This window comes from Bifidobacterium erythrocebi, assembly GCF_012932675.1.
Taxonomy (GTDB): Bacteria; Actinomycetota; Actinomycetes; order Actinomycetales; family Bifidobacteriaceae; genus Bifidobacterium; species Bifidobacterium erythrocebi.
On record NZ_JAAIIF010000008.1, the window covers coordinates 451215 to 464119 of the forward strand.

Below are 12905 nucleotides of genomic sequence, written 5' to 3' on the forward strand. Positions count from 1 at the left end.
CAAGACGCTCGGCACACGCCCCGCACACGCCCCAATGTCTGCGAACGCGGCCATAATCATAGGTATTGTTTTCCCGCGCGCCGCACATGCACGCACAGATATGTGCCGGCGCACACGAAACCGTGGTGCTCCTTATATAAGGACTGCGGCGGAACTGCACCGAACCGGTACGGCAGCGCGAGGAGATCCGATCCGCTACCCATGAATCCAAGGGAGACAACCAATGGCAAAAGGCCCTGTGCTCGTTGTTGATTTCGGAGCCCAGTACGCGCAGCTCATCGCCCGCCGTGTACGCGAGGCTAATGTCTATTCGGAGCTCGTACCGCATTCCATGCCGGTCGACGAAATGCTCGCCAAAGACCCGAAGGCCATCATCCTGTCCGGCGGCCCCGCTTCCGTGTTCGAGCCCGGCGCCCCCACCATCGACCCGAAGGTGTTCAACGCCGGTGTTCCGGTGCTCGGCATCTGCTACGGCTTCCAGGTGATGGCCCATGAGCTCGGCGGCGACGTCGACAAGGCCGCGCTGGGCGAATACGGCAAGACCGACACCGTGATCGATCACGCCGAGGGTCTGCTTGCGGGCTCCCCCGCCGAGCAGAACACGTGGATGAGCCACGGCGTCGCCGTGAAGAAGGCTCCGGAAGGCTTCGAAGTGCTCGCCCACACCGAAGGCGCGCCGGTGGCCGCCATGCAGGATCCGGCACACAAGCTGTACGGCGTGCAGTGGCACCCGGAAGTCAAGCACACCCCGATGGGCCAGAAGCTCATCGAGACCTTCCTGCACCAGTGCGCGGGCCTCGACTCCGATTGGGACGCCTCCAGCATCATCGACGACCAGGTGGCGAAGATCCGCGAGAAGGTCGGCGACGCACAGGTGATCTGCGGCCTGTCCGGCGGCGTTGATTCCGCCGTTGCGGCCGCGCTGGTGCACAAGGCCATCGGCGATCAGCTGACCTGCGTGTTCGTGGACCACGGCCTGCTGCGCAAGGGCGAGGCCGAGCAGGTCAAGCATGACTTCGTCAAGGCCACCGGCATCAAGCTCATCGCCGTGGACGCCTCCGAAGACTTCCTCACCGCGCTGAAGGGCGTGAGCGAGCCGGAGAAGAAGCGCAAGATCATCGGCGAGAAGTTCATCCGCACCTTCGAGAAGGCGCAGCGCCAGGTCATCGAAGAGGCCGGCGCCTCCGGCAAGGAAGTCAAGTTCCTCGTGCAGGGCACCCTGTACCCGGACGTGGTGGAATCCGGCGGCGGCGACGGCGCGGCCAACATCAAGTCCCACCACAATGTGGGCGGCCTGCCGAAGGACATCAAGTTCCAGCTCATCGAACCGCTGCGCACGCTGTTCAAGGATGAGGTCCGCGCCATCGGCACCGAGCTCGGCCTGCCGGACGAGATCGTGTGGCGTCAGCCGTTCCCGGGCCCGGGCCTGGGCATCCGCATCATCGGCGAGATCACCAAGGAGCGCCTGGACGTGCTGCGCGAGGCCGACGCCATCGCGCGCGAGGAACTGTCCAAGGCCGGCCTTGACCGCGACATCTGGCAGTGCCCGGTCGTGCTGCTGGCCGACGTGCACTCCGTGGGCGTGCAGGGCGACGAGCGTACCTACGGCTCCCCGATCGTGCTGCGCCCGGTGTCTTCCGAAGACGCCATGACCGCCGATTGGTCCCGTATCCCGTACGACGTGCTGGCCACCATCTCGACGCGCATCACCAACGAATGCCGTCAGATCAACCGCGTGGTGCTCGACTGCACCTCCAAGCCGCCGGCAACCATCGAATGGGAGTGACGGTCCCCGCAGCATTGCGGTAATCGCGTTATGCGGGAATGCCCCTGGACGAATATCGTTCAGGGGCATTCCCATATCAAATCCACGTTCAGGTCGGCGCTCAGCCCAGCATGCCGGTCCACATGCCCACGAAGTCGGGCAGCGTCTTGCGCGTGGTTTCCACGTTGCGTACGGTCACGCCCTCGATGCGCAGACCGAGCATTGCGGCGAAGGTGGCCATGCGGTGGTCGGCATATGTTTCCATTTCTGCGCCGTGCAGCTCGCCGGCGGGTACCGGTTCGATGGCGATGCCGTCCGCCAGCTCGTGCGCCTTGCCGCCGACGCGCGTAATCTCGTTGACCAGTGCTTCCAGGCGGTTCGTCTCATGCCCGCGCAGGTGGCCGATGCCGATCATGCTGGTCGGCGCGTCGGCGAATACCAGGATCGCCGCGAGCGATGGCGCGATCTCACCGGCCGCAGTCAGGTCGAAATCGCCCAGCCCGTTGATATGGCCATCGCCGCCGACCTCGCAGTAGCGCGTACCGTTCTCCACGGGGAAGGAGACCTTGGCGCCCATCCGTTCCAGGTATCCCGGCAGCAGACCGCCCGGCTGTGTGGTGGTCTCGGGCCAGTTCGGCACGCGCACGGTACCGCCCGCGATCAACGCCGCCCCCAGGAACGGCGCGGCGTTCGACAGATCCGGTTCGACGGTCACGGAACCGGGCAGTTGCACTGTTCCCGGCTGCACGCGCCACACATGCGATTGTTCGTCGGCCGTGGCATCCACGCCGGCGGCGCGCAGATCGGCCACGGTCATGCGGATGTGCGGCAGACTTGGGGTCTTCTCCCCCACATGGTGCAGTTCAAGGCCGCCCGGCACGCGCGCTCCGACGAGCAGTAGACCGGAGATGAACTGCGATGAGCCGGAGGAATCGATGTTCACCACGCTTGGCGAAGTGCATTCCCCTGCCGATGCCGGCGGGGTGATGGTGAAGGGCAGTCGGCCCTCTTCGCCGTGGTATTCGATGGTGGCACCGAGCTGTTCGAGCCCGTCCAGCACCGGTTTCATCGGGCGGGCGTATGCCTGCTCGTCACCGTCGAAGTCGACCGGCCCATCCGCGAGCATCGCGAATCCCGGCACGAAACGCATCACCGTGCCGGCGAGTCCGCAGAATACTTTCGTGTTGCCGTGGAAGCGGCCTTCGGCAGGCGGTGTCACCGTCACCGTGGTGTCCACCTGCTCGTCGACATCGCAGCGCACGCCGAGCGCACGCAACGCACCCATCATCAGTTCGGTGTCGCGCGAGCGCAGCAGGCCCGTCAGTCGCACTGGCTGCGTGCCGAGGGCCGCGAGGATGAGGTAGCGGTTCGATAGGGATTTGCTTCCGGGGATTTCGACGGTGGCGTCGAGCGGCCTGGTGGCCGTAGGGGCGGGCCAGATGGTGGTGTTCATGTGGTTTCCTCTGTTGTGCGGTATGCGCGTGCCGCTGTTCGTGGCGTTCCCTGGCGGTTCTGCCTTAGTTCCTTGCTTGGGTCGCGTCACGGTAGCGGCTGTGTCGTTTTCACCTTATTGCCTGTTGGCGATAATCGGCTCTGTTTTCTCATTTGTCAGTCGTATCGTCATTCACGTTGCCAAGCGCAGAATGGTTGAGATGGGGCTGCCGCCGCAACAGCTACTCGCCCGCAGCCTCACCCTCGCCGGCACGCATGCCGCTCCACGCATAATCCAAGTGCATGAATTCCGGCACCTTGTACCATTTCACCGGGTAGCCGGCACCATGCGCGCAGAACACCGAATCAGGCGTGTTGTCCAGATCGGCTTCGGGATTGTAGTTCTCGCGTTCCACCACTTCTTCGGCGTTGTGGCATGGCTGGTACCCCGCGAAAACACAGCTCAAGTGCCCGCGGCCGTGCGTGTATGCGTTCACGTCCATGGCATAGTCCTGCATTTCGCTGACCGGCGCGGTGCCGTTCAGTATGGCGTATTCGCCGTCGCCGGTACCGTCGGTTTGCGGCGTCTCGAAACTGCCGCTCATACGCTGGACATCGCTCATGGCGCGGCCGAGCATATCCTGCGGCACTTCCAACCGGAACCGGTACCAGGGTTCCAGCAGCCTGCAGTTGCCCATGCCCTTGATGCGGCACTGCGGCGTCTCGGCGGAAGCGGCATCGCCCTCGCCGGTCTTGTCGCCGCCTTGCGAAGCGACGGCACCGTCAACGCCGTGGTCGGTGTCGTCGCCCGCGAATCGTTGCGCCACATCGAATGCGCTGGCCTCGGTCGGTACCCCGGCGCGTGCCTCCATGAGCCCCTGGCGGATCGCCCGGTATGTGGCCTGCCTGAAGTCGCCGCCTTCCGTGTGCTTCAGATGCGAGCGCCCGGTTACCAGGGTGAGTCTGATGTCGGTGATTGGTGAGCCGGTGAGGGTGCCGAGGTGTTCGCGTTCTTTGAGGTGGGTGATGATGAGGCGTTGCCAGTTGCGGTCGAGGGTGTCTTCGGGGCATGTGGTGGCGTATTGTATGCCGCTGCCTGCTGGTAGTGGTTCGAGGAGTATGTGTGCTTCTGCGTAGTGGCGGAGTGGTTCGAAGTGTCCTGCGCCTTCGATGGGTTGGGTGATGGTTTCTTTGTAGAGGATTGCGCCGGGGCCGAATGTTACGTCGAGTCCGAAGCGGTCGTGCATCATTTGTTGGATGATTTCGAGTTGTATTGCGCCCATGAGTTGGAGGTGTATTTCTTGGAGTCGTGGGTGCCATGCGACGTGGAGGAGGGGGTCTTCGTCTTCGAGTTCGCGTAGGGCGGTGAGGCATTTGTGGGTGTCGTTGGTGCCTGGCAGGAGTGTGTAGGTGAGTACTGGTTGGAGGATGGGGTTTTTGGCGGATTGTTCGTTGCCGAGGCCTTCGCCTGGGTGGGTGTTGGTGAGGCCGGTTACTGCGCAGATGGTGCCTGCGGGTACGGATTCGACGGTGGTGTATTTTGCGCCGGAGTATACGCGTACTTGGTCGGCTTTTTCGCTCCATGTGTCGCCGTTGAGGAGTGCTTTTGCGTGGAGTTCGCCGCCGGTTGTTTTGAGCCATGTGAGGCGGTTACCTTGGCTGTCGTGTGAGATTTTGTAGACGCGGGCGCCGAATTCCTTCCCGTATTGGGGTTCTTGGGTGTAGGTTTCGAAGCCGTTGATGAATTCGGTGATGCCTTCCATTTTGAGTGCGGAGCCGAAGAAGCAGGGGAAGAGTTCGCGGCGCTCGATCATGGTTCGGATGGTGTCGCTACCTACGTGTTCGGTTTCGAGGTATTCGTTCATGGCGGGTTCGGATTGCATGGCGATTTCTTCCATGACGGCGGGTGTTGTGCCGGTTGTGGTGCCGACAGCGGCGTCTGTGGTGGTGCCGGTCATGGTGGTGAAGTCGATGCATCCGTCGCCGAACCTGTGTTTGAGTTGGTCGAGGACGTGGGTTTTGCTGGCGCCTGGCGCGTCCATTTTGTTGATGAAGATGATGGTGGGGATGTTGTAACGTGCGAGGAGTCGCCAGAGGGTTTCGGTGTGGCCTTGGATGCCGTCGGTGCCGGAGATGACGAGGATGGCGTAGTCGAGGACGCGGATCGTGCGTTCGGTTTCGGCGGAGAAGTCGACGTGGCCTGGAGTGTCGAGGAGGGTGATGGCGGTGTTGCCGGTGCGGATGATGGCCGGTTCGGTGAAGATGGTGATGCCGCGGGCGCGTTCCATGGCGTTGGTGTCGAGGAAGGCGTCGCCGTGGTCCACGCGGCCGGGTTTGCGCAGTTGGCCGGTGGCGTAGAGGATGGCTTCGGAGAGGGTGGTTTTGCCTGCGTCGACATGTGCGAGGATTCCGGTTACGATGCGCTTCATGGTTGCTACCCTACCAGCGCGTGTGACGGCGGCGGGATTGGTGGCGCGCTCCGGTGAAAGTTGTGCAGTCATTGTACCTTTTTGTACCTGCGCTCTACGCCCGGATACAAGAAGACCCTTGGAAAACTAATGTTTCCAAGGGTTCCAGTTGGGATACCAAATGCACATCCTCCAACTGTGGTCATGTATTCATCCCGCCGCGTTGGGCTCGGAACAGGAACTCTTTCTTGCTTTGCCAGGCAACCTGCCCCTCCATTTGAAGAATGAGAGACGGCGACAGAGCGATGGCTCTCGTCTCACCGTTTTGAACGTTCCGAGCTGCATCCCGTCTTCTCCGTCATCGGGCCATGTGCTGCGGATGCGGGCTTTGCGGTCTCTGAAGTCGAGACCCTGAATCTGCAGGGTGAACACTTCGTTGATACGCACGCCAGCACAAACGAGGAAGCACGCCGGCAGTCATCAGCACCGCCCCCCCAGCGCATACAAGAGCAGCAAAAATCCAGAATCCAAAACGTTGGAAACACTGAAGCTTCAGACTTCTGTCTTTGACAGTCATTTGCTAAATGGCCGGATTGGCTCACCGTGACGTGCATCGTCAACGGATTGTCTTTGAGTCAGACCATATTGTTCGCCGATTCCCTTGACGTATCGTCGATGACGTTTCCTTCGTTCGGGCACTGCTGAAGTATCGACTGTCGCTCTCGTGACATGGCTCGCAATACGGATGCGTCGAACCATCCGTGAGTGAAGGACTTATCCACGCTGGATAACAGATAGAACGACGCGTTGATAACACGCCGCTTGTGCTTGGAAACGGTTGAAAGATTGTCGAAATGGGCAGCCTTGTTTCTCGCTGAACGCAGGTACGCGAGATTTCTCGCGACCGACAGTCGTCCCTGTTCATTTTGCGGGGCATTCGGGAAAGCTCCGCTGACAGCCGCCCGCCACAATGCCTGCTGCTGTTCGGTCTTTTCAGTGGTTTCGGCATTGCCGACGATTTTGGACCATGTGCCCCACATGAGTTTCGATACCACGTCGTCATGTGTGATTTCCCGGCGAGAAGTTCCCTTTTCCTGTTGAGCCAGATCACGAGCCTGGCGAATCTGTCCTTTGACGGTTTTACTGACAAGATCCGGCATATGCTGCGGATTGGTCCAATCCTTATAACCGGTTTCTGCTAAAGCAAGGCTTTTCAGTTGACGGTCGATGGCATTGCGCACACAGATCTCCACGTACCCGATCTGCTCATGCAATACACCCGCGAACCGATGATTCCACTTGCACAAAGACAGCGCCATGCCGAAATCCCCACCCGTATCCGTCAGGTAGCGATCAAAACGCGCAATACCGCAGAATTTCCTTGCAAGCTCAAGTCCCTTGTCTTCAGTCATACGGCAATGATAACCTGTCAAATACCTGGGTAGGTTCCGTCCTGCCTGTGCTCTCATCGGCCCCTCACAAGAGGGGCCGGTTGTTTTTTCGGCACATAAACTTACACTGCGTTACCCTACCTGCGGCTCATAACACTCATGGCGTGTTTTTATTGATTCTCATCCTATGAGGGAATCGCCGAGCCGCCCATGTTTCAGTCCCAGCGCCACACAGTCCTCTCAATGTTCATCAGCTCGATCACGATCGAGTTTTCCGCGAGCGCGGACTAGGGGGTGACCAAGCATAGAAATCCTGCGGCGTTTGTATGCATTTGTATGCGGACTGTCACAGCGGATACAAGAAGACCCTTGGAAAGCTAGTGTTTCCAAGGGATCCGGTCGGGCTGACAGGATTTGAACCTGCGACATTCTGCTCCCAAAGCAGACGCGCTACCAAGCTGCGCTACAGCCCGCTGCCCGAAAAGGCAACATCAGCCATTGTACATGAGCATCCGACCTATCGAACACGCGACACTCGCGATTGCACGCATCTTCCGCCGTTCATCCTGTATATGACCATGCCAAACGAAGCACCCGCGACCATGCCAGCAGCGTCACCGGTCCGAGGCAAGACGCGATTCGAGCTGCTTGAGCTGCTCGCTCGCCGCAGGCTGGATCTGCGCCTGGGCAAGCTGCAACGCGATTCTGTCGGCCTCCAGCGCGGCGATCTGCCGCGAGAACACGATGAACCACCCCAGGTACACCATGCATGCCAACGCCTCCACGTTCGTCAGCGTGACGTTGCCCATCAGCCAGTCGATGCCGAACGCCGCGCACACCAGCAGCATCAGGTCGGAGATCACCATCACAGTACGGCTCAGGCGCGGGGCGATCCACGGCAGCAGCAGGAACAGGATGAGCATGAGCACCGGCAGGCCGCGGGCGAACACGTTGTGCAGAATCGGGTGCGGCGTGTAACGGAACGCGCCGATGCCGATGAAGGCGATGCCGGACAGGGTGAGCATCACGCTCAAAATGGTGGTGCGTAGGCGATAGTGCGGGATGCCGTAGCCGTGGTTCGGGTCGTCGGCGGTGCGGTCGTGGCGCAGTCTGGTGAGCCGTTCGGTGGTCACGAGCTCGGAGATGGCGAAGTAGCTGATAATGATGATGCACAGGCCGCCCAGCATGAGCGTGGAGTTGAACATGGTGGCGGCGAAGGTGGTGCGGTCGCCGAGCTGCGAGAAGTTGTTGTGGTACCAGTACGGGTCGTCGGTGGTCATGCCCGCCACGCAGACTCCGGAGATGATGAAGAACGGCAGCAGCGAGGCCAGTGTCTTCGCGTTCATCATGCGTGCCTGCACGAAGGTCATGTATCCCACCACGCCGGAGATCGTGGCGCAGATGGCGGCCATGTAGCCCACGAACACTTTGGGGCCCATCACTTCGTTCACGATGCTGAGCAGGGCGAACGAGGTGAGGAATATGGTGGACGCGTATACGGCGGACAATGCGAGCGATTCGAACAGCCGGCGCACCATGACGAGCCACCCGTGCTTGAGGTTCATGGATCTCGAATGGCTCAGGTACCCGACGAGGAAGGAGATGACCGCGCAGGCGGCCGCGATGCCGGAGCAGACGATGAAGCGGCGGAGCATGAGCTGCCAAATGGCGGACGCATAGGTGAGATAGATGTTCATGGCGATGGCACCCACGGCGGCGCAGATGATGAATGAGATCAGCCCGCCGGTTTCCGCACGCTGGTGACTCCCCTGTCTCATGGTCGTCCCTCCTCTGTCTGTCCTGTCTGCGCGTGTCCGCGCTTCCGTCACTGTCCGACTGCGATTACAACGCTTCGGAAGCGAGCAGCGGCGGCCGGGCTTTGCCGTTTGCCACCGTTCGCACACGCACGAGCATAGTCCGCGCCTTGCCTACGCGAGTCCACGTAGGCCTGCACGAGCCCGTACCTGTGTAAGGTTACCCAGGTTTATGCAAGCGTTCGCGGATGCCGAGCGAGAACACGGTGTTGGATCGCTGCTTCGATTCTACGTTCATAGCATGCGTGTGCAGGTCGATTGCCTGTTTTCCCGCTGCCCGCGTAGTTTCCACATCGCTAGGCGGGGCCACACCGGCATACACCGGAGGACCTGGCGCGGCCTATCGCTCCCCATCACGGGGGAACTACATCACTGGGGCGAATTCACATCACAAGGGCAGGCCCACATCACTGAGGCAGGCCCACATCACTAGAGCGGTCCACGCACCAGGGCAAACCCCCAGCGCGGCATAACCACCATATCGCTGGATGTTTTGCCCGCTGCTATACGGCCATACGTAAATCGGCCCTGTAATTCGCTTACGTGTGGCAGATTCAACGCCATGACCGGATCTATCTGCCTTACGTGTGGCACGTGATGCCGCATACTCCGAGCGGGAAGGGCGTATTTCCAACGGCAACAGCCGCATTACCGGCGAACATCTGCCACACGTAAGGCAGATACATCGCGCCGTGCGCCGGAATCTGCCACACGTAACGGAGATACCCCGCAAAACGACGGATTATTCCAGTCAGACATCCCGCACGAGTGTTCCAAAAACGCTAAGTGGCTTATTTATGGCACCGATTTCGCTAAACCACAAGTACAGGCGTTGGAATTCCAACGCGCATACTCGCGGCATTTCGATTTCGGTGCCATAAATAAGCCAACTAGGTATGGCGGGTATGCCAAATCTGCCACAAATAGCGGGGTTAGCCCCTGCCCGGCCGCTTCACACCTGTTCCCCACCACCAGTCACAAGCCCCCCCCCAAAAAAACAGTAAGCGGCACCCGGTCGGGGTGCCGCTTACTCTCGCAGGGGCTGTTCAGCGCCGGAACGGCCGCCGCCAGCGCGAAGCGCGAGATGCCTTGTTCATCGCGCCGGTGAACACGACCTTGTCGTTGTCGTCGGCCGGGTCGGCCACTGCGGCCAATCCGTCCAAATCGCTCAGCCCAAGACCGCCCGCGCCAGCACTACCAGCACCGCTAACACCAGCAGCAACAGCCGCTACAGCACGCGCCTTGGCCTTATGCCGCTTCCACCATGCGGCGAACCCCAACGCCCCGAACAGCACCGCGCCACCGATAAGCAGACACATCCGCACCCACCAGTCCGGCGAGGTGGGCAACTGCGCCGACCCGCCGCCGTCCTCGGAGTCCGGCACGTTCGCCGTGCGCTCCCCCGTCACGAGCAGCCGCTGCGTGTTCACCCCGTACGGCGTGCAGGTCAGCAACGTCACCAGGTCGCGCCCCGGCTCGACCCTGAGTTTGTCCACCTCGTTCGGCTCCACAACGCTAATGTCCGTTACCTTGTAGGTGACATTGCGCCCCAGCACCTCGATCCAGAACAGGTCCCCCTTACGCATCTCTCCCAGGCGCGTGAACAGTTCCGCCGAGGGCAGTCCCCTGTGCCCAGTGAGCACGGCGTGCGTGCCTTTGCCGCCGATCGGCAGCGATGTCTGGCTCATGTGCCCCACGCCTTTGGCGAGCACGTCTTCCGAGGTGCCGTGGTAGATCGGCAGCTTCAGCGAGATTTTCTTGATGCACAGGTACCCCATCACCCCGTCGTGGTTCACGTTGAGCACGCTAGTGTAGTTGGTGGGCAGCACGTATCCGCTGTCGCTGACGAACGGGTCGTGCACCGGGTCTCCGGCCAGGTTCTCATTGTAGGTTCGCGCCGCGCCGAGTTCGGCTTTGACCTTTTCCGAGGGCATGGAGGCGGTTTTCTTCTGGTAGTCGTTGACCACGGTGGTGTGCTCGTGCGTGGCGAGCATGTCGGCTACCGAGGGGTACGCGAAGATGGCGATGCCGCCGATGACGAGGAGCGCGGCCAGCACGTTGACCCAGATACCGCTGCGTTTGGGTTTCCGTGCGACTTCCGGGCTGGTGTGTTCCGGTTCATCGGGCGTTGTGCGCATGGGGTCGGGTGCGGCCATTGGTGGAGCCTTCTGTCGGTATGGATGTGGGATGGGTATGGGATGGATAGGTCGGCGAGACGCGGACGTACGTGAAAGAGCCACGCCGTGGATATTGTAATGCCGCGCATGGCGAAGGGCCGCATACGTGCACCGTATGCGGCCCTTCGATCATTCATGGTTTCCTCAATGAAGCCTGAGGCCTGTCATTGCGGAATCATGGGGTTGGCGTTGACTTCAGGCCTTCTTACGGGAGGCGAGCAGCATCACGCCGCCGGCGATCATGAGCGCGCCGAGCACGCTGAACACGATGGTGCCGATGCCGCCGGTCTTCGGCAGCTTGCCGATCTTGTTCTCGACGGTCTTGCTCACGTAGCCGACCTCGGTGCTGCCTTCCACAGCGCCGGTGTAGTCCTTCTTCTCGTCCTGGACCGGATCCAGCACGACCTCGATCGGTTCGGACAGCTTGTTGTAGCCGGCCGGAGCCTTGGTCTCGGTGAGCAGGTAGGTCAGCGGGTTGCCGTTGTCGTCGGCACCCTTGAGGCCGTACACGGTGAGCTTGCCGTTGTCGTCGACCTGCAGCGTGCCGTCGGCCTTGCCTGCCTTGATCTCGTCGCTGGTGGCCTTGCGGTACACACCGGACTGCAGCTTGACGAACAGGAACGCCTCGTTGACGTTCTTGCGTTCCAGCTTGAACTCGGCGCCCGGCAGCGGCTTCTGAGTGCCTGCCGCGACCTTGTTCACCTTGATGCCGAAGACATAGACCTTGGTCTTATCCTCTTCGGTGCGGTGGCCTTCGCCACGGTACGGGTTGTTGCTGTACTGCAGCTTGGCGTGGTTGTAGATGGGCTCGCCGACCACGGCATTCTCGTTCACGGTGGCGGTGTACTTCACGTGGATCTTGGCGTAGGAGCGGATCTTCTCGTAGTTGAAGTCGAGCAGGAAGGTGACGTCGTGGCCGTCCATGTCCTTGGTGTTGAGGGTCTTGGTGTAGGCGTCGCCTTCGGTCAGCTTGGTTTCGGCACCGGTGCTCTTAACGCCGTACACGGTGATGTCGTCGTTGAAGGTCAGGCCCTTGTCCATGGCATCGGAGATCCAGTACTTCTTGTTGATGGCGTTGGACGGGTAAGCGGGGATGTCGGTGCGCAGGTTGAAGTTGACGGCTTCGCCGACGGCTGCGGTGTCGGAGCCTTCGTCGCGCTTGTCGAGACCGGTGTTGATGTTGTCGCTCTTACGCTGCTCGTTGATGGACTTGTCCATGCTCGGCTTGGAGCGCTTGGCCACGATGTTGGCGTCCTCCACTACCCACTGCTTGTCGACGTACTTCGGCAGCACGTTCGCGCCGACCGCGCGGTACACGTACATGCCGTTGGCGGTGGAGTCGGAACCGTTGTTGTTGGTGACTTCGACGTAGTAGCCGCCGAGTTCCAGCTTGTTGATGGTGACGCTGTTGCCGTTGTTCTTGGCGGAGCCGGCGACCTTGGTCAGCAGGTTGCTGCTGCCGAGCTTGTCGAAGAACTTGGCGATGTCGCCGGTGGTCACGTTGTTTTCGATGCCGGAGGTGGTTTCACCTTCGACGTTCGGCAGGCCTTCGTACTTGTCGGTCACGATGTTGCCATTGCCGATGTACTCCGGGTAGTTCGCCTTGACCCATGCGGCGATCGCGCTGTTCCAGGTGAATTCCGGGGATTCAGGCTGGTCGGCGTTGTAGTCGTAGTTCACGTCGATGATCTTGTAGGCCTTGGCGGTCACGTCAACGGTTTCACCATCTTCGGCAAGGTTGCTGATGGTGATGCTGCCGGTGGCGTTCCTGTCCAACGCGTTCGCGGTGGATGCAAGGCCAAAGCTGCCGACCGTTGCTGCTGTGGCTATGGCCACTGCGGCGACGATGCCTTTCTTGAGCTTTTCCAACATGATGTTCTCCTCTGATTCCTTGGTTTTCGGAAATATCTGCGGTCGTG

7 protein-coding genes and 1 tRNA gene are annotated in these 12905 nt (G+C 60.9%); 1 reads left to right on the forward strand and 7 read right to left on the reverse strand.

What is annotated here, in order from left to right; all coding sequences use genetic code 11:
- The first annotated feature begins 223 nt into the window (after window positions 1–223).
- The gene (guaA, locus tag G1C98_RS05650) at window positions 224–1786 is read left to right on the forward strand and encodes a glutamine-hydrolyzing GMP synthase (RefSeq protein WP_169080041.1); all 1563 of its coding nucleotides are present in this window, start codon (window positions 224–226) and stop codon (window positions 1784–1786) included.
- 100 nt (window positions 1787–1886) lie between these two features.
- Here the strand turns inward: guaA and aroA are convergent, their stop codons facing one another.
- The 7 genes from aroA to G1C98_RS05685 all read right to left on the reverse strand — a co-directional run bounded on the left by aroA (window position 1887) and on the right by G1C98_RS05685 (window position 12858).
- Window positions 1887–3218: a 3-phosphoshikimate 1-carboxyvinyltransferase gene (gene aroA, locus G1C98_RS05655; protein ID WP_169080043.1), complete on the reverse strand. Its 1332-nt coding sequence runs from the start codon at window positions 3216–3218 to the stop codon at window positions 1887–1889.
- Window positions 3219–3438: 220 nt separating this feature from the next.
- Window positions 3439–5625 (reverse strand): elongation factor G, encoded by a 2187-nt coding sequence (locus tag G1C98_RS05660; protein WP_169080045.1) that lies wholly within the window; start codon window positions 5623–5625, stop codon window positions 3439–3441.
- 614 nt (window positions 5626–6239) lie between these two features.
- Window positions 6240–7016 (reverse strand): Abi family protein, encoded by a 777-nt coding sequence (locus tag G1C98_RS05665; protein WP_169080047.1) that lies wholly within the window; start codon window positions 7014–7016, stop codon window positions 6240–6242.
- Between the two features lie 378 nt (window positions 7017–7394).
- Window positions 7395–7468: transfer RNA gene (locus tag G1C98_RS05670), tRNA-Pro, on the reverse strand.
- Between the two features lie 141 nt (window positions 7469–7609).
- A complete protein-coding gene (locus G1C98_RS05675; protein ID WP_169080049.1) occupies window positions 7610–8773 on the reverse strand; it encodes an ABC transporter permease in 1164 nt (387 codons plus the stop codon).
- 1082 nt (window positions 8774–9855) lie between these two features.
- The gene (locus tag G1C98_RS05680) at window positions 9856–10965 is read right to left on the reverse strand and encodes a class C sortase (RefSeq protein ID WP_205831896.1); all 1110 of its coding nucleotides are present in this window, start codon (window positions 10963–10965) and stop codon (window positions 9856–9858) included.
- A gap of 216 nt (window positions 10966–11181) precedes the next feature.
- The gene (locus tag G1C98_RS05685; protein WP_169080052.1) at window positions 11182–12858 is read right to left on the reverse strand and encodes a SpaH/EbpB family LPXTG-anchored major pilin; all 1677 of its coding nucleotides are present in this window, start codon (window positions 12856–12858) and stop codon (window positions 11182–11184) included.
- Between the last annotated feature and the right edge of the window lie 47 nt (window positions 12859–12905).